Annotated in this window: 22 protein-coding genes; 5 read left to right on the forward strand and 17 right to left on the reverse strand. The window is 56.7% G+C overall.

Going from position 1 to position 21,689, the window contains the following annotated elements:
• Positions 1-93: 93 nt before the first annotated feature.
• Complete coding sequence (locus BM029_RS12815; protein WP_092414494.1) at positions 94-636, reverse strand: FKBP-type peptidyl-prolyl cis-trans isomerase; 543 nt, start codon at positions 634-636, stop codon at positions 94-96.
• Positions 637-741: 105 nt separating this feature from the next.
• On the opposite strand from BM029_RS12815, the gene BM029_RS12820 reads away from it, so the two are divergent.
• Together BM029_RS12820 and BM029_RS12825 are read left to right on the forward strand one after the other, a co-directional pair.
• The gene (locus tag BM029_RS12820; protein WP_092436584.1) at positions 742-1,863 is read left to right on the forward strand and encodes a cupin domain-containing protein; all 1,122 of its coding nucleotides are present in this window, start codon (positions 742-744) and stop codon (positions 1,861-1,863) included.
• Between the two features lie 673 nt (positions 1,864-2,536).
• Positions 2,537-2,845: a hypothetical protein gene (locus tag BM029_RS12825; protein WP_170851065.1), complete on the forward strand. Its 309-nt coding sequence runs from the start codon at positions 2,537-2,539 to the stop codon at positions 2,843-2,845.
• Between the two features lie 46 nt (positions 2,846-2,891).
• Here the strand turns inward: BM029_RS12825 and BM029_RS12830 are convergent, their stop codons facing one another.
• From BM029_RS12830 to htpX, 8 genes are all read right to left on the reverse strand, one after another.
• The gene (locus tag BM029_RS12830; RefSeq protein WP_092436586.1) at positions 2,892-3,668 is read right to left on the reverse strand and encodes an MBL fold metallo-hydrolase; all 777 of its coding nucleotides are present in this window, start codon (positions 3,666-3,668) and stop codon (positions 2,892-2,894) included.
• A gap of 68 nt (positions 3,669-3,736) precedes the next feature.
• Positions 3,737-4,912, reverse strand: a complete 1,176-nt coding sequence (bamC, locus tag BM029_RS12835) for an outer membrane protein assembly factor BamC (RefSeq protein WP_092436587.1) — start codon at positions 4,910-4,912, stop codon at positions 3,737-3,739.
• Between the two features lie 58 nt (positions 4,913-4,970).
• Complete coding sequence (dapA, locus tag BM029_RS12840; protein WP_092436589.1) at positions 4,971-5,849, reverse strand: 4-hydroxy-tetrahydrodipicolinate synthase; 879 nt, start codon at positions 5,847-5,849, stop codon at positions 4,971-4,973.
• Positions 5,850-5,989: 140 nt separating this feature from the next.
• Positions 5,990-6,574 (reverse strand): class I SAM-dependent methyltransferase, encoded by a 585-nt coding sequence (locus tag BM029_RS12845; RefSeq protein WP_371329117.1) that lies wholly within the window; start codon positions 6,572-6,574, stop codon positions 5,990-5,992.
• Positions 6,575-6,646: 72 nt separating this feature from the next.
• Positions 6,647-7,849 carry a tryptophan--tRNA ligase gene (locus tag BM029_RS12850; protein WP_092436593.1) on the reverse strand — a complete coding sequence of 401 codons (1,203 nt, stop codon included), beginning with the start codon at positions 7,847-7,849 and terminating at the stop codon, positions 6,647-6,649.
• Positions 7,850-7,886: 37 nt separating this feature from the next.
• Positions 7,887-8,552 carry a site-2 protease family protein gene (locus BM029_RS12855; protein WP_092436595.1) on the reverse strand — a complete coding sequence of 222 codons (666 nt, stop codon included), beginning with the start codon at positions 8,550-8,552 and terminating at the stop codon, positions 7,887-7,889.
• A 165-nt stretch (positions 8,553-8,717) separates the two neighbouring features.
• On the reverse strand, positions 8,718-9,341 hold the full coding sequence (locus BM029_RS12860) for an L-threonylcarbamoyladenylate synthase (protein ID WP_092414377.1): 624 nt from the start codon (positions 9,339-9,341) through the stop codon (positions 8,718-8,720).
• A gap of 89 nt (positions 9,342-9,430) precedes the next feature.
• Entirely contained in the window at positions 9,431-10,315 is an 885-nt protein-coding gene (gene htpX / locus BM029_RS12865; protein WP_092414378.1) for a protease HtpX, read from the reverse strand.
• 177 nt (positions 10,316-10,492) lie between these two features.
• Here htpX and BM029_RS12870 point away from each other — a divergent pair, with 177 nt between their 5' ends.
• Entirely contained in the window at positions 10,493-11,632 is a 1,140-nt protein-coding gene (locus BM029_RS12870; RefSeq protein ID WP_092436597.1) for an SLC13 family permease, read from the forward strand.
• A gap of 24 nt (positions 11,633-11,656) precedes the next feature.
• On the opposite strand, the gene BM029_RS12875 is transcribed toward BM029_RS12870, so the two are convergent.
• The 8 genes from BM029_RS12875 to BM029_RS12910 form a co-directional block, all read right to left on the reverse strand.
• Positions 11,657-11,971, reverse strand: a complete 315-nt coding sequence (locus BM029_RS12875; RefSeq protein ID WP_092436599.1) for a cytochrome C oxidase subunit IV family protein — start codon at positions 11,969-11,971, stop codon at positions 11,657-11,659.
• 8 nt (positions 11,972-11,979) lie between these two features.
• Positions 11,980-12,684: a heme-copper oxidase subunit III family protein gene (locus BM029_RS12880; RefSeq protein ID WP_092436601.1), complete on the reverse strand. Its 705-nt coding sequence runs from the start codon at positions 12,682-12,684 to the stop codon at positions 11,980-11,982.
• 24 nt (positions 12,685-12,708) lie between these two features.
• Positions 12,709-13,350 (reverse strand): cytochrome c oxidase subunit 3 family protein, encoded by a 642-nt coding sequence (locus tag BM029_RS12885; protein WP_092436636.1) that lies wholly within the window; start codon positions 13,348-13,350, stop codon positions 12,709-12,711.
• Positions 13,351-13,355: 5 nt separating this feature from the next.
• The gene (gene ctaD, locus BM029_RS12890) at positions 13,356-15,107 is read right to left on the reverse strand and encodes a cytochrome c oxidase subunit I (protein ID WP_092436603.1); all 1,752 of its coding nucleotides are present in this window, start codon (positions 15,105-15,107) and stop codon (positions 13,356-13,358) included.
• 18 nt (positions 15,108-15,125) lie between these two features.
• On the reverse strand, positions 15,126-16,313 hold the full coding sequence (locus BM029_RS12895; RefSeq protein ID WP_092436605.1) for a cytochrome c oxidase subunit II: 1,188 nt from the start codon (positions 16,311-16,313) through the stop codon (positions 15,126-15,128).
• 200 nt (positions 16,314-16,513) lie between these two features.
• Entirely contained in the window at positions 16,514-17,014 is a 501-nt protein-coding gene (locus BM029_RS12900) for a hypothetical protein (protein WP_092436606.1), read from the reverse strand.
• Between the two features lie 233 nt (positions 17,015-17,247).
• Entirely contained in the window at positions 17,248-18,078 is an 831-nt protein-coding gene (locus BM029_RS12905) for a 3',5'-nucleoside bisphosphate phosphatase (RefSeq protein ID WP_092436608.1), read from the reverse strand.
• 131 nt (positions 18,079-18,209) lie between these two features.
• Positions 18,210-18,809, reverse strand: a complete 600-nt coding sequence (locus tag BM029_RS12910) for a TetR/AcrR family transcriptional regulator (protein WP_092436609.1) — start codon at positions 18,807-18,809, stop codon at positions 18,210-18,212.
• A 184-nt stretch (positions 18,810-18,993) separates the two neighbouring features.
• Between BM029_RS12910 and BM029_RS12915 the strand changes: the two genes are divergently transcribed.
• Both BM029_RS12915 and BM029_RS12920 read left to right on the forward strand, forming a co-directional pair.
• Positions 18,994-20,454, forward strand: a complete 1,461-nt coding sequence (locus BM029_RS12915) for an efflux transporter outer membrane subunit (protein ID WP_170851066.1) — start codon at positions 18,994-18,996, stop codon at positions 20,452-20,454.
• Positions 20,455-20,473: 19 nt separating this feature from the next.
• Positions 20,474-21,673 carry an HlyD family efflux transporter periplasmic adaptor subunit gene (locus tag BM029_RS12920; protein ID WP_092436611.1) on the forward strand — a complete coding sequence of 400 codons (1,200 nt, stop codon included), beginning with the start codon at positions 20,474-20,476 and terminating at the stop codon, positions 21,671-21,673.
• Positions 21,674-21,689: the final 16 nt, after the last annotated feature.

Here is a 21,689-nt window from a genome sequence, read left to right on the forward strand (position 1 = left end):
CCGTGATAACCGGAGTACGGACCCGCGCGGCACCGAAATAGGCATGCACACGGAGTAAGTTCACGCGTGGGCACAATGTGCCCACCCTACGAATTAGTGGATTGGGTGACTGCGGAAATGGTCGTCCGCGCCATCGTCGTCCTGATCGTCGTGATGATGACCGTGGGCGCCGTGAACGTGTTGATGGGCGATTTCTTCTTCCGATGCGGCGCGGACTTCCGTCACGCTCAGATCGAAACGCAGGGCAATCCCGGCCAGCGGGTGATTACCGTCGAGCACAACCTTGTCGTCGGCAATGTCAGTCACCGTGAAAATCAATGCCTGCTCTTCTTCATCCTCGTTGTCTGGCGTGCCTTCAAATTGCATGCCGACTTCCAGCGGTGTCGGCAAGCGATTGCGCGGCTCTATCTTGACCAGATTCGAGTCGTACTCGCCAAACGCGTCATCCGGCTCAACTTGCAGCTCGGTTTGATAGCCGACTTCCTTGCCATCCAGTGCTTCTTCGATTTTCGGCAACGTGTTTTCGTAACCGCCGTGCAAATACACCATCGGTTCGCTGCTTTCTTCGATCAGATTGCCTTGGGCATCTGACAATTTGTAGCGCACAGTCACTACCGTATTTTTGGCAATCTTCATGATCATTCCTTTCATTTAACATGCGTTGGGATTATACCCGCTGATTACACGCCAATTCGTGAGCAGGGCCTAATTTTGCGGCAGACAACCCGATATAATGACGAAATGAAAAATTCCACACTCCTGGGCGGCCTGTCCCCCGCGCAATTTTTACGCGATTACTGGCATAAAAAACCCTTGCTGATTCGTCAGGCCCTGCCCGGCTTCAAGCCCCTGCTGTCGCCTGAAGCCCTGTTTGAACTGGCACAGCGGGACGACGTCGAATCGCGCCTGGTGACGCACTTCAAGAAACAATGGCAAGTAACCAACGGTCCTGCCACCGATTTGCCGAGTACCGACCAAAAGGACTGGACCTTGCTGGTGCAGGGCGTCAACCTGCATGACGACGGTGCGGATGCCCTGTTGCGCCAGTTCCGCTTCATTCCCGATGCCCGGCTGGATGACCTGATGATCAGCTATGCCACCGATACCGGCGGCGTCGGTCCGCATTTCGATTCTTACGATGTGTTTTTGTTGCAGGCTCACGGCCAGCGGCGCTGGAAAATAGGCGCTACCCAAGACCTTACCTTGGTAGAAGGCAGCGCACTGAAGATACTCAAGAATTTCGAGCCCGAACAGGAGTTCATCCTGGAACCCGGCGACATGCTCTACCTGCCGCCACAGTACGCCCATGACGGCACCGCAATCGGCGAATGCATGACTTATTCGATCGGCTTCCGCGCCCCGCCATTTCAAGAGCTGGGCGAAGCATTCCTGCAGTTCATGGCTGATTCCATTGACCTGCCGGGGCGCTATGCGGATCCCGATCTGGAACCCAGCAAGCATCCGGCAGAAATCGGCGCCGGCATGCTGTCGCAAATCTCGGACGAACTCAATAAAGTCCGCTTCACCGAGGACGATATTGCCATTTTCGTCGGCGAATATTTATCCGAACCGAAAGCCAATGTATTTTTCGAATCACCGGCACGGCCTCTGACGCTGGCGCGCTTTACTGCGGCATTAAACAAACGTGGCGTGGCGCTTTCGCGCAAAACCCAGATGCTGTACCGCGGAAAACATGTATTTATCAATGGCGAGTCATTCGCCGCCGGACGTGCCGATAAAACATCATTGACGTTACTGGCAGACCAGCGCAGGCTCGACAGTGAAGCCGCCGCCAAGGTCTCCACCGACGTGCTTGAGGCACTCTACACCTGGTACGAAGACGGCTGGATTACACTAGGCTGAGTGCAAGGCGAAGCGCTCCAAATATAAAATAATAACGTTCAGGATTTTATGACTGATGTTTAAATAGGCATAAGAGATTAAGGAATTCTTTTAAAACATCGAAATAGAATACATAATATTTTAAATAAGACATTATTTTAATGCCATTAACAATAAAACAAATACGAAATCCATTAATCCGATTTGCATAAACATTATCTGCAAGTGACATTATTTAACAAATCAGCTGCGAAATGTATGTATCTCAACATATCTGCCGGGAGTAGCCATGCAACGACGGCGAATGTACTTTCGGCAGGAATTTGAACGAATGCAGCGAATCGCGCCCGACAACGAAATAGAAGCGGTTACCAGCACATCTGAAAGCGCTGTTGCATTGATACAAATTCTTACCAAATAGCAAACCGTTAATGTCATATTTAACAAATTCCAGCTATAATTCTGAGCTGGAAAGTTTTTGTTGCATCGCGATGCGCAGTCCTGGCAAAGCACTGCGAAAACGTCCTGTAGAGCGATAATTACCGGTAATTATTCATCGCAAAAATTTTGATTACTACTGAAGGAACATTCATGAAAAAAACACTGTTGATCGCATCCCTGTTGGCTCTGACTCTGGCTGCTTGCGGCAAAAAAGACGAAGCTCCTGCTGCTGACGCTGCTCCTGCTGCATCTGTTGCTGCTCCTGCTGCTGCTGACGCTGCTGCATCCGCTGCTTCCGACGCTGCTGCTGCTGCAACTGCCGCTGGTTCCGCTGCTGCTGACGCTGCAACTGCTGCCGGCTCCGCCGCTGCTGCTGCTGGTTCCGCTGCTGCTGATGCTGCTCACACAGCTGTTGACGCTGCTGCTGACGCTGCTAAAGCTGCTGCCGCTCCTGCTGCTTCCAAGTAATCATTGGTTGCTTAAAAAAAGCCGACCCCTGGGTCGGCTTTTTTATTACCCGGAATTTCGGACGAAGGTCGAATCCGCATCTCACCGTAGTTGACCGCATCAAGCGTCACACAACACGCACTACACATCCAGGCATCACTTCACATCTCGATCCAGCCGAAGCCCTCTTCCTGGCACGCGATCGTCACCTCCACCAATTCGCTATGGCGCGCGCCGCACAGCGCCGCGTACGCCAACTCCGGCAAATTGTTACGCGCGCTAAGATGCGCACCGACCACCTTGCGCAAGCGCGACTGATCCAGCGCCGCCAGGATTTCACGCGCGACATCGTTCGATAAATGACCGTACTGGCCGCCGATACGGCGCTTGAGCGATAGCGGATATGCCGAATCGCTGAGCATCTGCCGATCGTGATTACACTCCAGCACCAGCGCATCGCTACCGCCGAGGATTTGCACCAGATGTTCGGTGAGCTTGCCGGCGTCGGTCAGCACGCCGAGCCGGCGGTCGCCGTCGGTTGCCACGTATTGCACCGGCTCGCGCGCATCGTGCGGAACCGTATAAGGAATTAATTGAAGATCGCCGATGGCGAAACTGTCGCCGTCGCGGCAAAAACTGACCGCAACGTCGGCGGTGCTGTCCTGGCGCAAGGCTTGATAAGTACCGTAGGTGAGCCACACCGGCAAGCGATGACGGCGGGCGAATTTGAAAACGCCGCCGATATGATCCTGGTGCTCGTGGGTGACGATAATTGCGGAGAGTCCGGCGGCATCCAGACCCAGGCGGGCCAGGCGGCGTTCGGTTTCCCGAATGCCAAAGCCGCAATCAAGCATCACGTTAGTGGTCGTGCTGCCTGACGTTGCTGAAATCAGCAATGCGTTGCCTTCGCTACCACTACCCAGACTTGCGAATTTCAAGAGTAGTTCCTAGTTCCTGGTAGCGTTAACCATGACGCCGCATTGCATTTTTACGACTGACGGCCAGCTTACTTCAGCTGCTCGTTCAGCAAAACCAGGATCTTGCCGGAAGTTTTCGACAGTTCAGGCTTGCCATCCTTGTTCAACACGGCAACCTGGCTGCCAGCATCAGAGCCCTTGACCAGAATACGGTAACTAGCCGCATTTTTTGCCTTGTCGCTATCCGAGCTGCTGAAGATCTTGGCGAAGAAACCCTTGTCCGATTTCTTGTCCTTGGCATCAGCATCCTGATCGACATAGCGTACGAAGTAGGTACCTTGGGTACGGTCACGATCTTCCACCGTGAAGCCGACGCGGTCCAGCGCCAGGCCGACACGGCGCCATGCGCGGTCGAAACCTTCATCGATCTGTACATAATCGCCCGCAGCGTTCTTGACCAGCTTGGAACGTGCTTGCAACGATGGCGCGTTGGCAACTGCAGCTTTAGCCTTCACTTCGTCGCTGCCCAGACGCACCATCAGGCGCGACAGGAATTCAGCTTCCAGTTGCGGATCCGAAGGACGCGCAGTCCAGATGCTCGATTCCTTTTGCGCACCGGACAATACTTCTTCCGCGCCGCGCTGGCTGATGTAAATTTCGGTAGTGCCGTTAGGGCCGCGTTCCAGGCGGGTGCGGAACTTGTCGCGCTCACCGGTCGAATACAGCGAATCGAATACCTTACCCAGCGTGTTGCGAACGAAATCCTGCGGAATCTTGGCGCGGTTTTCAGCCCAGTCGGTTTCCATCACGCCGGTTTCCGAATTTTCGATATTGATCAGGAAGCCAGAATCCTGCCAGAAATCCTTGACCTTAGGCCACAGGCTTTCCGGGCTTGCATTAACCACCAGCCAGCGCTGCGAACCATCGCGCTCGATGTGCATGTCAGGGGTAGCGTTAGGCGCAACCGCCGCGGCAGCCGCAGCCGGGCGAACGCTCTGATCCAGGTTATAGCCGGAAGCAGTCGCAGTGCCTGCATTCGCCTCAGGAATCGCATAACGATTTTCGCGCTGCAACTGGGTCAGATCAGGAGGAACATCCAGCTTTGGCGCCGTTACCTTGCCTGCGCTTTTATAATCAATGCGATCCGGCTCGAGCACCGAACTGATCGACGAGCATCCTGCCAGACCGGCTAGCGCCAAGGCGATGACAGCGCTACGTTGTGTGAGACTGATTTGAGTCGATGAAATGTTCTTGCGAATAGTCATGTGGATACAGGATCAAAAAGACGAGAGAAGTTCTAGGGAAAACGCCTGTCAGCGCAGCTTATTTTAGTACACCCGATTCACGCAGTGCCGCCCGCACCGTTGCATGAAACTCGGCGGCCAGCGGCACCAATGGCAAACGGATACCGTCAGACATCATGCCCATCTCTGTGAGCGCCCATTTCACGGGCAAAGGATTCGGCTCAACAAACAATTTATTATGCAGCGGCAAAAGCTTGTTGTTCAGTTTGACAGCCTCAGCAACATTTCCGTTCATCGCAGCGACACACAACAAGTGCATATCGCGCGGCGCAACGTTGGCGGTCACCGAAATATTGCCCTTGCCGCCGCAGAACATCAGGGCCATTGCAGTAGCGTCGTCACCTGAATAGACAGCAAAATCGGCCGGCGCCAGGCGAATCAGATCCGAGCCGCGGCCGATATTGCCGGTTGCATCCTTGACGCCGATAATGCCAGGCACTTGCGCCAGGCGCAGGATGGTCTCGTTGCTCATGTCCGCCACGGTACGGCCAGGGACATTGTACAAAATGACCGGCAAATCGACCGACTCGGCGATTTTCTTGAAATGCTGGTACATGCCTTCTTGCGTCGGCCGGTTGTAGTAAGGCACAACCTGCAGCGATGCGTCGGCGCCGGCTTCCTTGGCGAAACGGGTTAGCTGGATCGCTTCTGCAGTGGAGTTGCCACCAGTGCCAGCAATGATCGGAATCCGTTTGGCCGCATGGTCGACCGCCAGCTTGATCAGGGCACAGTGCTCTTCCACCGTGACCGTCGGCGACTCTCCTGAAGTACCGACGATAACGATGGCGTCGGTTCCTTCGGCGATATGCCAGTCAATCAGCTTTCGCAAACCTGGCAGGTCGAGACTGCCGTCGGTGTGCATGGGAGTAACGATTGCAACAATGCTGCCCTTGATCATGATCGTGAATGCGAAAAAATAAAAGACTGATTGTAGCGGATCGCCGTGGCTATGGGTTATTTCAACTTGTAAATCAGTTTACAAATACAGTTTCCTTGAGGAAACACTACGTAAGCCGTTCGCGCCCCGAGTCAAACTCTTTACGCGATACGCAAGCTGGAAGCGGCGGCGCCGCCTTGCTCAGCGGCACACTTGATGGCGCAAATCCGCTGCACCATAGCCGGTTTCGGCCCATCTGCAAAGCCATCCTCAAAGGCCACCACGCGCCAGTTGCCGGCAGTATCGGCCGCCAGCAGGGCTAACAATTCGCCGGGTTGCAATAAAAAATCAGGGTTCGACGGCTTGCCAAATTGTTCATTACCGGCGGCAAATGTTTCATAGAGCAGAACACCCTGCTTTGCCACGCTTTCCAAAATCGCGGGAAACAAGGGCCGATGCAGGTAGTTGGTCACTACCACGGCGCTGAACCGATGGGCCTGGAACAATGCTGCAAGCGCATCCGAGGGGCCGGCTTCCAGCTCGATCTGCTGCGTAGCGATATCGGTGATGCCGGCAGCGTCGATCTCGGCCAGCAACTCCGGATTGCGGTCAACCGCCAGCACCTGCAGACCTCGTTGCGCCAGCCACAGCGCATGGCGGCCATTGCCGCAAGCGAGGTCGAGCACGGTACCAGCCGGTATCAAGCCGCCGAAGCGGGCGACCCAGGGTGAGATTGAATTTATCACCACGTTTTTATTTGATGCATTAATTTAAGAGTTGGCTTAAGAGCGGATATTCCAATTTCGGCCATGAGGATCTTAGCTATAACTCAAGCCCATCGCCTCGCGCACATCGCGCATCGTATCCTGCGCCAGCTTGCGTGCATGATCGCAACCGTCTGCCACAATCGCCCGCACCAGTGACGGATCGTCAAGATACTGCTGGGCGCGTTCGTGCATAGGCTCTTGTTCCTTGATGATGGCATCGATCACCGGCTGCTTGCATTCGAGGCAACCAATGCCCGCGCTACGGCAGCCCTTGGTGACCCATTCCCGGGTTGCATCGTCGGTATACACCACATGGAATTGCCATACCGGGCATTTGTCCGGATCGCCGGGATCGGTGCGGCGTACGCGCGCCGGATCGGTCGGCATGGTGCGGACTTTTTTGGTAACCACATCTTTGTCTTCGCGCAGGGCGATGGCATTGCCATAGCTCTTCGACATCTTCTGGCCGTCCAGCCCCGGCAAACGCGAAGATTCAGTCAGCAGCGCTTGCGGCTCCGTCAGAATCAGCTTGCGGCTACCCTCCAGGAAACCGAACAAGCGTTCACGATCTATCATCGACAGGTTCTGGGCGTCGTCCAGCATGGCCTTGGCCTGCCCTAACGCGTCTTCACTGCCCTCCTGCTGGAATTCGGTGCGCAGCTCGTTGTAGAGCTTGGCGCGCTTGCTACCCAGCTTCTTGACGGCTTCCTGGGCTTTTTCTTCAAAGCCCTTTTCCTTGCCGTACAGATGGTTAAAACGACGCGCAATTTCACGCATCATTTCAATGTGCGGCACCTGGTCGTCACCCACCGGCACCTGGCTGGCGCGGTAAATCAGCACGTCGGCAGCCTGCAGCAGCGGATAACCGAGGAAACCGTAGGTCGCCAGGTCGCGGTCGGCGAGCTTTTCCTGTTGATCCTTGTAGGTTGGCACCCGCTCCAGCCAGCCCAGCGGCGTTGCCATGGACAGCAGCAAATGCAGTTCAGCGTGTTCCGGCACCCTGGATTGGATGAACAGCGTGGCTTGCGAGGGATCGACCCCAGCCGCCAGCCAGTCGATCAACATATCCCAGGTACTGGTTTCGATCTGGCTGGGATCGTCGTAATGGGTGGTCAATGCATGCCAGTCGGCGACAAAAAACAGGCAAGGCAGCTCGGATTGCAGCCTCACCCAGTTTTTCAAAGCGCCGTGATAATGGCCAAGATGCAAAGCGCCAGTCGGGCGCATACCAGAAACAACGCGGTCAGGGTACATAGTTAGTGTGAGCGGTCAGAATAAAATGGGATCAACTTCAGTTTAACAAGAATAGCAGCGGCGACACGATCAATTGCAGGGCGCTACTGGCAATCGTCATTACCGGCGTCATCCAGAAATACAATACTTTCAGCAGCACCAGCGCCATCACGATGAAGAAACCATACGGTTCGATCTGTGCGAATTTGTAGGCGTATTTATTCGGCAGCAAACTGGTCAGGATGCGGCCGCCGTCCAACGGCGGGATCGGAAACAGGTTGAAGGCGAACATCACCAGGTTGGTCAGGATGCCGGCGCGTGCCATCAAGACAAAGAAATCTTGCTCGCCCTGCTGCAGAAACACCTTTAGCCCGATCAGCACCAGCAGCCAGATCAGCGCCATCACGAAGTTCGCCGCCGGGCCCGCCAGCGCGACCCAGGCCATGTCGCGCTTGGGCTTGCGCAACTGGCCGAAATTAATCGGCACCGGCTTGGCATAACCGAACAGGAAGGCGCCGCCGGTAGAGAAATACAGCAATATCGGGATCAGGATGGTGCCGAACGGATCGACGTGCTTGATCGGATTAAGGCTCATGCGGCCCATCATGTAGGCAGTGGAATCGCCGAAATACCTGGCGGCGTAGGCATGCGCGGCTTCATGCAGCGTAATCGCGAACAGCACCGGCAAGGCATACACTGCGACGGTTTGGATAAGATCATTCATGGGCGGGATTCTATCAGAGGGCGCTAAGGCACGATGAAGCAGGCGACAAAAGCGCCGCAAGCTGGCTGTATCGGGCGGGGAAATTTCAAAGAGACAATAAAGGCAAAGTATCGAATATCGGGAACACTGCCCTTACCGCTGGCTAACAATCCAACTTTCCAACTGTCACAAACCAAACAAACCGGCATCGCCACGTCCCTGGCGTATCAGTTCCGGTTCGTCGCCGGTCAGGTCGATCACCGTGGTCGGCTCCAGGCTGCAGGCGCCGCCATCGATCACCAGTTCAATTTGCTTTTGCAGTTGATCGCGCACTTCTTCCGGATCAGTCAAGGCATGTTCTTCACCCGGCAAAATCAAGGTGGTGCCGATCAACGGCTGCCCGAGCTCTTCCAGTACCGCACTCACGATACTGTGCTGCGGCACACGCAGGCCGATGGTCTTGCGCGCCGGATGGCTCAGGCGGCGCGGCACCTCTTTGGTCGCTTCCAGGATGAAGGTATAAGCGCCCGGCGTTGCGCTTTTCAGCTGGCGGAACTGGCGGTTATCAACCTTGGCGTACAGCGAAATCTCGCTCAGGTCGCGGCACAGCATGGTCAGATGATGCTTGTCGTCGACGCCGCGAATACGCCGGACGCGTTCGACTGCATCCTTGTTGTCCAGCTGGCAGACCAGCGCATAGCAGCAATCCGTCGGCAACGCGACGATACCGCCGGCCTGGATAATTTGCACCGCCTGCTTGATCAGCCGCAGCTGCGGATTGTCTGGATGAATTTGGAAAAACTGGCTCATGGCTCGCTATTTTAAATCTAAAAATGAAAAGCGGCGCTAGCCTTGAGACTAGCGCCGCCTTGCGTACTATAAGAAATTACAAGGCTGTATTACAAAGCCGTCGCTTGTGGATCGCGCAACGCTGCAATACGTTGTTCAATCGGAGGATGACTGGAAAACAGTGCCATGAAACCTGGCTTGTCATTGATGCCCAGCGCAGCCATCGATTCTGGCAGTGTCGCCGGCGCAACGCCACCCAACCTGGCCAGCGCCCGTTGCATCGGCAACGCACTGCCGAGCAACTTGGCGGAACCTGCATCTGCGCGGAACTCGCGATGACGCGAAAACCAGGCGACGATCATCGATGCGCCTATCCCCAGCACGATCTGCGATACCAGCACAGTCGCCATGTAACCGATGCCAGGGCCATCATTGTTGCCACGCGACAAAGCGCGATCGACAGCATAACCGATGACGCGCGACAGGAACACCACAAAAGTATTCACCACACCCTGGATCAAGGTCATGGTCACCATGTCGCCATTGGCGATGTGGGCGATTTCATGGCCCAATACCGCTTCGACCTCCTCTTTGGTCATACTTTCCAGCAGACCGGTGGAAACCGCGACCAACGCCGAATTCTTGAAAGCACCGGTGGCAAACGCGTTCGGATCACCCTGATACACTGCTACCTCTGGCATGCCGATGCCGGCACGTTGCGCCAGTTTGGTCACGGTATCCACCAGCCACAGCTCGGTCGAATTGGACGGTGTGGTAATGATGCGGGCGCCGGTCGACCATTTCGCCATCTGCTTGCTGATCAGCAGTGAGAAAATCGAACCGGTGAAACCGACCACCAGTGAAAACACCGCCAGCATCGGCAGGTTAAGGCCGGCGCGTGTCAGGAAACGGTCCACGCCCAGCAACGACAAAACGACGCTCATCACCAGCATCACAGCGATATTGGTGGCGAGGAACAAGAAAATACGTTTCATGTAGAAAACTCCGGAATGGGAAAGAAGTGTCTTTAAAATAAGGTCGCCGACGCAAATTTCAAGAGCTGCGAGGGTTGAGAGGACAATTATGCCAGACTGGCGGCCTGTCAAAACAGCACATTTAAATAATATTTTCACAACAAAACGATCGCTTCACACATCCATCAAGAAACTTGCATGCTTGAAATCACTGAACCAGCCACCCCGCCCTCTTTCATCCGTCAAATCAGCCGGCCGTTTCTACGCGATCGCCTGATGCACCTGTTGCTGATCGCCGCCATCATTCTATCCATCCTTTCACCGCAACCATTCACGGAATACCGGACCTGGGTCGACTGGAACACCATCGCGACACTGGCCGGCATGCTGCTGCTGACCACTGGCATCGAAGTCAGCGGCTACCTTGAACACCTGGGACGGACCATCATCAACCGGCTGCGGCAGGAACGCGTGCTGGCCATCTTCCTGGTGTCGGCGTCGGCCCTGCTGTCAACCGTGCTGACCAACGACATCGCGTTGTTCATCATGGTGCCCCTGACCGTCGGCCTCGGTAGCATCAGCGGCTTGCCGATCGGCCGCCTGGTCATCTTTGAAGCATTGGCGGTGAATGCCGGTTCATTACTGACGCCGATCGGCAATCCGCAAAACATCCTGCTGTGGCAACGCTCGCATCTATCCTTTGCCAGCTTCACCTGGCAAATGGCGCCGCTGGCCCTTGCGATTTTTTTGCTATTACTGCTGGCGACCTGGTTCTGTTTCCCCAAACAAACCATACATGTTGAGCTGGAAGATAATCCTGCCTCTTATCGGGTCGGCTTGCTGCGAACTTGCGGGCTGCTCTACCTGGCCTTCGTGGCGTCGGTGGAATTGGGGCATCCTGGCTGGGGCTTGCTGGGCGTAGCGGCTGCGGCGCTATTATTCTGTCGTGAAATCATCGCCAAAGTCGACTGGAGCCTGCTGCTGGTGTTTATCCTGATGTTCATCGACATCCGCTTGCTGACGCAGCTGCATTTCATCCAGGACTGGGTGGCGGCGATTCCGCATTTTTCCCGGTTTGAGCTATTTATGACGGCTCTGCTCGGCTCTCAGGTCATCAGCAATGTTCCGGCCACTATCTTGCTGGTGAATTATTCCAATGCTTACAAGGTGATCGCTTACGGCGTCAACGCCGGCGGCTTCGGCCTGGCGATCGGGTCGCTGGCCAATATCATCGCTCTGCGCATGGCGCCGGAGCGCCATCTGTGGCTACGCTTTCACCTGTACTCCTTTCCTTTCCTGGTTTTGTCGGCGCTGATTGCCTGGCTGCTGCTGGCTTAAATTCCGGCGTCTGGCCAGCAGTCTTCAGCGGAAGAACAAAAGCCTGGTGAGGAACGTGTAGTCGGCTTCGGTCGCCATCAAACCCACCAGCACCAGCAGGCACAGCGGCGGTATCAGGATGGCAAACACCAGCGCCAGCCGTTCCCAGGCCATGTGCATGAAGAAGGCGACGATCAGCCCCGCCTTCATCAGCATCAAGACTATTATCAAGGTCCAGCGCAGGTAACTGTGAAAGTTAAAGTAGTCGACCAGATAGGAAAGCGTGCTTAGCACGAACAGCAGGCCCCATATCTTGAGATACAGGCTGATCGGATGTTGTTGTCCTGTGGCGGAAGTCATGAGCGCACCTACCAGAGATAGAACAAGGCAAAAATGAAAACCCAGACCAGATCGACGAAGTGCCAGTACAAACCGGCGATTTCGACAATCTGGTAATTCCCGCCGGTCTTGCCAACTTCGTCATAGCGGCCCTTCAGCAGCCGCACAGCCACCGTAATCAGGTAGATCACGCCCGCAGTCACGTGCAAGCCGTGGAAACCTGTGATCATGAAAAAGGTCGAGCCGAATTGCGGCGCGCCCATCGGATTACCCCAGGGACGCACGCCTTCCTGCAAAATCAACTTGCTCCATTCGAATACCTGCATGCTGACAAAGCACACGCCAAAGCAGGCGGTGACGATCATCAGGATGGCCGCCTTTACGCGTTCGCGGCGATAAGCAAAATTGACCGCCATCGCCATCGTGCCGCTACTGCTGATCAGCACGAAGGTCATGATGGCGATCAGCAAGAGCGGTACTTCGGTCGAGCCGATCTTCAGGCCGAACACCAGGCTCGGATTGGGCCAGGGAATGGTGCTGGAGATGCGCACCGTCATGTAGCCGATCAGGAAGCAGCTGAAGATGAACGTATCGGACAGCAGGAAGATCCACATCATGGCCTTGCCCCACGATACCTGGAACGCCTGCCGGTCCGAGGACCAGTCCGCCACCAGTTGCCGCCAGCGGCCAAGGACAGGCGCTGTTGCAGGCGATGGCGCAGTTGTCGTGCTCATACATTCTCCTTTATGGCAACGCAGTCAACGCGTGCCGCAAACCAGCCGTACCAGTTCCGGTGTCAGCCAACCCAGCGCAGCAAACAACACTACCCAGACTGCCAGCAGGAAATGCCAGTAACGCGCGCATAGCCGAACGCGCCAGGCAAGGCGGTGCCGGTCTGGCCGCCACGCAGTATTCGCGGTAAGCCCCCAGGCCACCAGTCCGCCTGCCACATGGAGTCCATGCATAGCTGTCAGCAAATAGAAAAAACTGGCGGCTGGATTACCGCTGGCCGTCACATGCATATTCATCAGAACTTGCCACCCCCACCATTGCACGCACAGGAACGCAAAACCGCAGACACCTGCGGCGGTCAGCAAAGTACGCGTGCGTTTCACTTGCAATTCGCGCGCAGCGACCGCGGAAAAATGCAACAAAACACTGGACAGCACCAGCATGGAAGTACTGAGCCAAAGCTGCCAGGGCATCGCCAGCGGCGACCAGTCATTGGCGTCCATGCGCATCACGTACGCTGCCAGGAATAGCAGGAACAATGCGGTCGCGACCCCCATGAACAACCACAAGGCGACACTGACAGCGTCGCTACGCTGATTGCCGGCCAGTCCGTATCCTGGCTGCAGGTAACCGCCCGCCGGCGGTTTCAAAATAGCGGCTTGAGTCATGTCAATCATGCCAATGCCTCCTTAGCGATGCGCGATTCGGCATCTCCCGCTACCGGTGGCGCATTTTGCGCAATGAAATCTTGTGGCGCGCCCGGCACGCTATAGGTGTATGCGCCGCGATATACCACCGGCAATTGCAGTCCCCAGTTGCCGTGGGTAGGCGGAGTGTCCGGTGTCTGCCATTCCAGTGATGCGGCGCGCCATGGATTCGGCGAGGCCGGTTTACCGCGAAAGACGCTCCAGATCAGATTGAAGATAAACAACAGTTGGGCCGTCGCCACCACCAAGGCAACTACGGTGATGAAGGTGTTCAGCGATTGCGCCGAATCGGGAATGAATTTATAGCCCTCGAAGACGTAGTAACGGCGCGGCATGCCAAGAATGCCGAGATAATGCATGGGAAAGAAGATCGCATAGGTGCCGAGGAAAGTGATCCAGAAATGCACCCTCCCCAACCGCTCGTCAAGCATGCGGCCGCTTACCTTCGGATACCAGTGGTAAATCCCGCCAAAAATCACCAGCAAGGGCGACACACCCATCACCATGTGGAAATGCGCCACCACGAAATAGGTATTCGAGAGCGGGATATCGACGCTCACGTTGCCGAGAAACAGTCCGGTCAGGCCGCCGATCAGAAAGGTACTGATGAAAGCCAGCGCAAACAACATCGGCACCGTCAGGTGGATATCGCCGTTCCACAGCGTCAGCACCCAGTTGTAAACCTTGATCGCGGTGGGCACTGCAATGATCAGCGTGGTGGTAGCAAAAAAGAAACCGAAGTACGGATTCATGCCGCTGACGAACATATGATGCGCCCACACCACCACGCTCAGCACCCCGATCGCCAGAATCGCCCACACCATGGTGCGGTAACCGAAAATGCTTTTGCGCGCATGCACGCTGATCAGGTCCGACACAATGCCGAACGCCGGCAAGGCCACGATATACACCTCGGGATGACCGAAAAACCAGAACAAGTGCTGGAACAGCAAGGGACTGCCGCCTTTGTATGCGGTGACCTGGCCCATCGACACCAGCGCCGGCATGAAGAAGCTGGTGCCGAGCGTGCGATCCAGTAGCATCATGATGCCGCTGACGAACAGGGCCGGAAAAGCCAATAGCGCCAGGATGGTGGCAACGAAAATCCCCCATACGGTGAGCGGCATGCGCAGTAATGTCATGCCCTCGGTGCGCAGTTGCAGCACGGTAGTGACGTAATTCAAGCCGCCCATGGTGGCGGCGACGATAAAGATCAACAGCGATACCAGCATCAGGATGATGCCCCACTCATAGCCCGGCGTGCCCGGCAGGATTGCCTGCGGCGGATACAAGGTCCAGCCGGCGCCGGTAGGCCCGCCCGGCACGAAAAAACTGCTCATCAGCACAATCACAGAGACCAGGTAAACCCAGAAACTCAACATGTTCAGGTAAGGAAAAGCCATGTCGCGCGCGCCCACCATCAATGGAATCAGGTAGTTGCCGAAACCGCCGAGGAACAGTGCGGTGAGCAGGTAGATCACCATGATCATGCCGTGCATGGTCATGAACTGGTAGTAATGCGGTGCATCGATAAAAGCGAATTTTCCGGGGAAACCCAGTTGCAAACGCATCAGGTTCGACAGCCCTACCCCCACCAGGCCGGCCAGGATGGCGACGCTGGCGTACTGGATCGCAATCACCTTGTGGTCCTGGCTCCATACGTATTTCCGAAAGAAGCCTTGTGGTGCATGGTGCGCGCTGTCGTCGGTGTAGGCCATGGCGTTCCTCGATTGACGTTATGGAGCGGATTTCTGTGCCTGCTGCGTAGACTGGACTGCGGGCGGCGTACCGAAGGATTTGATGTAAGCCACCAGCGCCTCCAGTTCGGTATCGCTCATCTCGATTTTCGGCATCATCGGTGCAAAGCCCTTGACCACGCGCGCCTGCGGATTGCGAATGAAATTCTTCAGGTAAGCTTCATCCACCAATGCAGTGGCGCCGTTCTCCATGGTTTCGGTTTTACCGAACAATCCCTTCCATGTCGGTCCTACGCGGGGACTGCCATCCACCGTATGGCAGGCAACACAGGCTTTGGATTCAGCCACCGCCTTGCCCTGCGCGACCAGCGCATCGCCAGCCGGAGCTGCAGTGACGGCGCCCGCTGCAGCAACCGCCTGCGCCACAAGAGCAGGTGGCGCCATGGTTTGGGCAAACGTCGGTTGCGCTTTCAGCCATTTTTGAAAACTCGCAGCGTCCTCCACTACGACATAACCACGCATGCCAGCGTGGCCGACGCCGCACAATTGGGCGCACAAGACTTCATAGCGGCCGATCTTGTCCGGCGTGAACCAGAATGAAGTCACCATGCCCGGCACCATGTTCATACGCGCACGGAACGGCGGCACGTAAAAATCGTGCAGCGTATCCAGCGACCGCAACAGCATCCTGACCGGCTGGTTGATTTGCAGGTGGAGTTCATTGTTATTGACCAGCACATTATCCTGGCCGGCGGGATCGGCAGGATCCAGTCCGAACGGATTGGCGGCGCTGATCAGGTCGATGCTGGAACGTCCCAGCTTGCCGCTGGCGCCCGGGTACCGAAACCGCCATTGCCATTGCTGGCCGATGACCTCGACATCCCGCGCATTCGCCGGCACCGTGACGTAAGCCGCGTAGACAAACAGACCAGGCGCCAGCAAGCCCATGATGGCGATGCTGGTGGCGACAATCAGCCAGCGTTCGAGTTTCTTGTTGTCGGGCTGATAGGCCGCGCGCCGCCCTTCGCGATGACGAAAGCGCAGCAGCGTGTAGACGATGAAAAGATTGATAACGACGAAGAAAATAGCGGTGATGACCAGCGTAATGGTCAGTGTATCGTCCATTTGCCGCCAGTTCGATGCCAGCGGGGTTAACCACCACGGGCTGAGAAAATGAAACAGCAGCGAGGCGACCACCATCAAGACGAGTACAACAGCCATGGCCATAGCTATCCTCTCCCCTGCAAGCAATGCTCGCAGCAGCGACTTAGACGCAATGAAGACTACCCTTTGATCGCTACAGACGGCAGCGATTCAATCCAATAACACGCGACAACGCGATCCGGCCAGCAGATTGCCACGCGGATCAGGATCGAAATCCTGATCCGCTGACAACCTAGATTAGCCGGTGCGCAGTTATTGCGCAGTTATTGTCCAATCGGCCGTTCCAGCTTCCAGTAAATGATTGCCGCCGTCATACCGAAAATCAAATGGGCAACCACAGTCGCCCAGCCGCGCATGTCAGCAAACCATGAGAAGAAGCGGGCCATGCCGTAAAAATTGAACAGGTAGACGGCCAGGCCGAACACAGCGCCGGTCAGCAATATCATGCCGACGCTGGAGTCAAAGTGGAAAGGTGCAATGATGGTGGCCAGAATCAGGCCTAAAACAATGCCCAGCACGTAATGGGTGGCAAGGGCCACCGCCACCACGCCGACACTGAAAGTGCCTGCCTGCATCGTATCCGGTCCGAGGACGATTGCGGCGACCATGCGCGATGTGATCCAGGGGCTGGTATCCATGAACAGAGTCGACCAAAGCAGTTCCAGCACCATCACGACCGCACCGGCGGCAAAACCGGAGACGGCTGCAGCTGGCCAGTCTGGCAAGCGATTCTCCAGGTGATGCGAATGCATGTGAAGTTCCATGATGACCTCCTGAAAGGCAATAACCAACAACCACACCGTCGTTGCGGATATGGCAAGACCTTGCTGCGACACACACAGCTGCAGGCTCTCTTTCAGAGTAGTACAGAATCATAGACATGCAAAGGGAGTAACTATGCTGCGACGCAGCAGGTGACGCTGCTGATGCAGGGGCAATCGAGAGGAACAGAGGGAGTCGTTATGCTTGCGGAATTACAGAATTCCCGGTTACAGAATTACCAGTTGTGCCAGACCGGCGTGACATTGTCAGGCAAAGGCGGCAAGGCGCCAAGATCAACCCGCGACTCGGCCGGGCTATGGAAATCGGAGCCCCGCGAGGCCAGGAAACCATAGTTGGCGGCGACCTTGGCGTAATAAGCGTATTGGTCTGGCGTATGGCTGCCGGTCATGACCTCGATCGCAGCGCCGCCGAGTTGCTTGAACTCGTTGAAGAAGGCGTCGAAAGCCAGATCGCTCAATTTATAACGCCCCGGATGCGCCACTACCGCCACACCGCCGGCGCCGCGAATCCAGCGCACCGCCTGTTCCAGCGAGGCCCAGCGATGTGGTACATAACCGGGATTGCCCTCCGTCAGGAAATTGCGGAATACTTCACTGGTATCGGCGCAACGGCCGATTTCGACCAGATAGCGGGCAAAATGGGTACGCGATATCAGATCGGGATTGCCGACATGCTTCAAAGCACCTTCGAACGCATCGGGAATTCCCACCGTCGCCAGCTGCGCCGCCATTTCATGCGCGCGCCGTTCACGGCCGCCGCGGGTTGCGATCAGCCCTTGCACCAGCTCGGGATTGGTTTCATCGATCTGCAAACCGACGATATGGATGGTCTGGCAAGCCCAGGTAATCGAGATCTCGACCCCGGCCACATACTGCAAATCAAGTGCCGCAGCCGTCGCCCGTGCTTCGCTGATGCCGCCTACTTCATCATGATCGGTCAGCGCCCAGATATCGACGCCATTCGCCTTGGCGCGCGCAGCCACTTCCATCGGCGCCAAAGTGCCGTCGGAAACATTGGAATGGCAATGGAGGTCAACGTTCAACATCAATAGTCCGTACAGGGAAGGCAGCAGTCATGCTGCAATTGTACGCTCCTTGGGATGCCCATGCTGCGAACGCACATTTACTTGCCCGCTAGATATCTCCGGGTCGCCACAGGCGCGTCAGCAGGCGACCTTCAAGGCGCATAGAGCCGCATGAACGCATCGACCGCACGTTCCACCGAATCGCGCAGCTTGGTCGCCGGCACGTTGGTGACGACACCAAGCATCCTGACTTCCATCCACTCTGCTTCGAGCAGCCCGCGCAGCTGCAATGCGGCGAGCCAGGCATCGGCTTCGCGCATTTGTTTTCTGGCCATCGCGGTTTTGAGGAATTCGGCAACCATGGTCCAACCCATTTTCGGTCCGCGCTCATACATCATCTGTCCGAGCTTGGTACGCTCGGCGTGGTAAAGGACGAGGCGTCGCGCAGCAATTATCTCCGGCCGCAATACCGTCTGCAGATACAGCATCCCGAACCGCTGCAAGGTGGCAGGCAAATCATCCGACTCGGCCAGGCTACCGAAAGTCATTTCAAATTGCGCCCCGGCCTGCCGCCGCATGACCTCAACAAAAATTTCTTCTTTCGATGAAAAGTAGTTATACAGCGTCGCCTTCGAGCCACCCAGGCGCGCCGACATTTCCGACATCGACGTTCGATCGAATCCCACCTCATTAAACATCTGCTCTGCAGTATCCAGGATCGCCTGTCGTCGTTCTTCACTTTTCACGCGCATTACTTTTTCCTTGTCCTCGCCTGTCCGTGGCGCCGGCGGCAACTTGCCGCGCCACTGTTGTAAAAAAACTGCCCTGGTTCAGGTACCGCAGTTTTACTTGACGACGCGGAAAAGTCAATACTATACTATACCGTACAGTTCAGTTAAAACAAAAACCGGGACTGATAATCAACGGATAACTTTCATGTCACATCCACATCTTCGTGCTTCACCCCGCGCCGCTCTCGCCCTGCGCGGTATCGCCAGCATGTGCGTGCTGGCGCTGAGCATCAGCGGCTGCGCCCCATTCTCTGAAATCGGCCCGCGCGCCGAGCCCAAAGACGTCAACAGTTATCAAACCGGTCAGCGGCTGGCAGGCAATGCCATCAGTTGGCCCGACGACAACTGGTGGACGATTTATGGCGACCAGCAACTGGATGCCTTGATCGCGGAAGGCTTGAAAGGCGCGCCGTCGCTGGCAGCGGCCCAGGCGCGCCTGCTGAAAGCGCAAGGCGTCGCCCAGCAGCAAGGCGCCACCCTGCTGCCGCAAGTCAGCGCCAACGCGTCGGCGGACTATGTGAAGCAAAGCTACAACAACGGCGTGCCGGCAGAGTTCGTGCCGCAAAACTACAACGTTGAAGGCCAGGCCACGCTGAACCTCAGTTATGAAATCGATTTCTGGGGAAAAAACCGCGCGGCGCTGGCTGCCGCCACTTCCGATCTGGAAGCCGCCAAGGCCGATGCCGCCCAGGCCAGGATCGCGCTGGCAACCTCGATTGCCGCCGCCTACGCCGAATTCGAGCGCCTGCTGAGCCAGCACGACACCGTGCAAGAGGCGCTGCAGGTACGGATACAAACCCTTGATTTGTTCGAACAACGCCGCATTAACGGTTTGGAAACGCTGGGCAGCGTCAAGCAAGTACTGGCGCGCAAAGCGAGCGCTGAAGCAGATCTGCTGAGCCTGGACGAGTCGATTTCCCTGCAGCGCAACAAGATCGCCGCCCTGGTCGGCGCCGGACCGGACCGCGGTTTGCAATTGAAACGCCCGGTCCTCGATCTCTCCAAGCCATTTACGTTGCCGCAGCAATTGCCGGTCAATCTGCTGGGACGGCGGCCGGATGTGGTTGCCGCGCGCTTGCGTGCAGAAGCCGCCGCCAAACAGATCAAGGTAGCCAAGGCGCAGTTCTACCCCAACGTCAACCTGACTGCCTATCTCGGTTTTCAGTCGCTGGGACTGGGAATGCTGACCAAGGCCGGCTCCGATATCGGCAGCATCGGCCCGGCGATTTCCCTGCCGATTTTTGAAGGCGGCCGCCTGCGCGGACAATATCGCCAGGCCAGCGGCAGCTACGATGAAGCCGTCGCCAATTACGACAGCGCCGTGACGCAGGCCCTGCAGGATGTGGCGGATGTCGGCGTCAGCAAAAAGGCGCTGTCGGGACGGCTGGCCAAAACACAGGAAGCGGCCGATGCCGCCGCAGCCGCGTTCCAGATCGCCCAGAACCGCTACCAGGGCGGGCTGGCAACCTACCTCGACGTGCTCAATGCGCAAGACACCTTCCTAACTAACCAGCGCGACCTGTCGACGCTGCGCTCACGCATGTTCTCGTTGGATGTGGAACTGGTGCGGGCGCTGGGCGGCGGCTACCGGCAAGCTGCAATCTGATCAACACGATAGGTAAAAAATGTCACATTCCGATTCTCAGGCTACCCAAGAACTCGCATCCACCGAAGCCATCGTCAAGGACGAACAGCAAGCCAGTCAGCAAAAACGCAAGCAACTGTTCGCCATACTTGGCGGCGCCATCCTGGTTGCCGGTATTTCTTACTTCATCTACTGGCACTTCATAGGTTCGCGTTACGTCAGCACCGACAATGCTTATACCGCCGCCGAAATCGCCCAGATCACGCCGGCTGTCAGCGGTATCGTAGCCGACGTCAAAGTGGTCGATACCCAATCCGTGAAACAGGGTGACGTGCTGGTAGTGATAGACAGCAGCGACGCCAAGCTGGCGCTGATGCAGGCAGAGGCAGATCTGGACCGCGCCCAGCGCCGCGTACAGAGCTACTTCGCCAACGACGCCGGACTGGCGGCCCAGGTGTTGTCGCGTGAGGCGGATCAAAACCGCGCGGCGGCGCAAGTGTTGTCGGCACAGGCTGACCTGCAACGCGCCGAACTCGATCTGCACCGGCGTGAAGCGCTCGCCAAGTCAGGTTCGGTCTCGGGCGAAGAACTGACCAACGCCCGCAGCACGCTATTGACGGCGCAGGCCAACATGAAAGTGGCTGAAGCCGGCGCCATCCAGGCCAAAAGCAATCGCAACGCGACCATCGGCGCGCAACAAGCCAGTACCGTGCTGACGGCAAACACCACCGTCGACACCAATCCGGAAGTCGCACTGGCGCGGGCCAAGCGCGACCAGGCCAAACTCGACCTGGAGCGCACTGTATTGCGCGCACCGGTCGACGGTGTGATAGCGCGCCGCCAGGTCCAGATTGGCCAGCGGGTACAAGCCGGTACTGCGCTGTTGTCGGTGGTGCCGACCCGGTCGATGCACGTTGACGCAAATTTCAAGGAAGGCCAGCTGACGCAGGTACAACTGGGGCAACCGGTCACCATGAGCGCTGATATCTACGGCAGCTCGGTCGAATACCACGGCACCGTGGTCGGCTTGTCGGGTGGCACCGGTTCGGCGTTTGCGGTGATTCCTGCACAAAATGCCACCGGCAACTGGATCAAGGTAGTACAGCGCCTGCCGGTCCGGATTTCAATCGACCGTAAGGAATTGATTGAACGCCCCTTGAGCGTCGGCTTGTCGATGGAAGTGTCGATCGATACGCGCGGTAGAGAGACCGTGCGGACCGCGCAGACCGCTCGCATGTAAAAACAATAAGAAAGCA

Source organism: Collimonas sp. OK607 (genome assembly GCF_900111995.1).
Lineage (GTDB): Bacteria > Pseudomonadota > Gammaproteobacteria > Burkholderiales > Burkholderiaceae_D > Collimonas.

Bases quoted from the DNA above. Each gene is read 5' to 3' on its own strand.
- BM029_RS12855 (WP_092436595.1), bottom strand. From the start codon at position 8,552: ATGAATGATCTTATCCAAACCGTCGCAGTGTATGCCTTGCCGGTGCTG.
- BM029_RS12875 (WP_092436599.1), bottom strand. From the start codon at position 11,971: ATGACTTCCGCCACAGGACAACAACATCCGATCAGCCTGTATCTCAAG.
- BM029_RS12860 (WP_092414377.1), bottom strand. From the start codon at position 9,341: ATGAGCCAGTTTTTCCAAATTCATCCAGACAATCCGCAGCTGCGGCTG.
- BM029_RS12850 (WP_092436593.1), bottom strand. From the start codon at position 7,849: ATGTACCCTGACCGCGTTGTTTCTGGTATGCGCCCGACTGGCGCTTTG.
- BM029_RS12815 (WP_092414494.1), bottom strand. From the start codon at position 636: ATGAAGATTGCCAAAAATACGGTAGTGACTGTGCGCTACAAATTGTCA.
- BM029_RS12915 (WP_170851066.1), top strand. From the start codon at position 18,994: ATGTCACATCCACATCTTCGTGCTTCACCCCGCGCCGCTCTCGCCCTG.
- BM029_RS12870 (WP_092436597.1), top strand. From the start codon at position 10,493: ATGCTTGAAATCACTGAACCAGCCACCCCGCCCTCTTTCATCCGTCAA.
- BM029_RS12885 (WP_092436636.1), bottom strand. From the start codon at position 13,350: ATGACTCAAGCCGCTATTTTGAAACCGCCGGCGGGCGGTTACCTGCAG.
- bamC (WP_092436587.1), bottom strand. From the start codon at position 4,912: ATGACTATTCGCAAGAACATTTCATCGACTCAAATCAGTCTCACACAA.
- htpX (WP_092414378.1), bottom strand. From the start codon at position 10,315: ATGAAACGTATTTTCTTGTTCCTCGCCACCAATATCGCTGTGATGCTG.
- BM029_RS12880 (WP_092436601.1), bottom strand. From the start codon at position 12,684: ATGAGCACGACAACTGCGCCATCGCCTGCAACAGCGCCTGTCCTTGGC.
- BM029_RS12910 (WP_092436609.1), bottom strand. From the start codon at position 18,809: ATGCGCGTGAAAAGTGAAGAACGACGACAGGCGATCCTGGATACTGCA.
- BM029_RS12895 (WP_092436605.1), bottom strand. From the start codon at position 16,313: ATGGCCATGGCTGTTGTACTCGTCTTGATGGTGGTCGCCTCGCTGCTG.
- BM029_RS12900 (WP_092436606.1), bottom strand. From the start codon at position 17,014: ATGGAACTTCACATGCATTCGCATCACCTGGAGAATCGCTTGCCAGAC.
- ctaD (WP_092436603.1), bottom strand. From the start codon at position 15,107: ATGGCCTACACCGACGACAGCGCGCACCATGCACCACAAGGCTTCTTT.
- BM029_RS12920 (WP_092436611.1), top strand. From the start codon at position 20,474: ATGTCACATTCCGATTCTCAGGCTACCCAAGAACTCGCATCCACCGAA.
- BM029_RS12905 (WP_092436608.1), bottom strand. From the start codon at position 18,078: ATGTTGAACGTTGACCTCCATTGCCATTCCAATGTTTCCGACGGCACT.
- dapA (WP_092436589.1), bottom strand. From the start codon at position 5,849: ATGATCAAGGGCAGCATTGTTGCAATCGTTACTCCCATGCACACCGAC.
- BM029_RS12820 (WP_092436584.1), top strand. From the start codon at position 742: ATGAAAAATTCCACACTCCTGGGCGGCCTGTCCCCCGCGCAATTTTTA.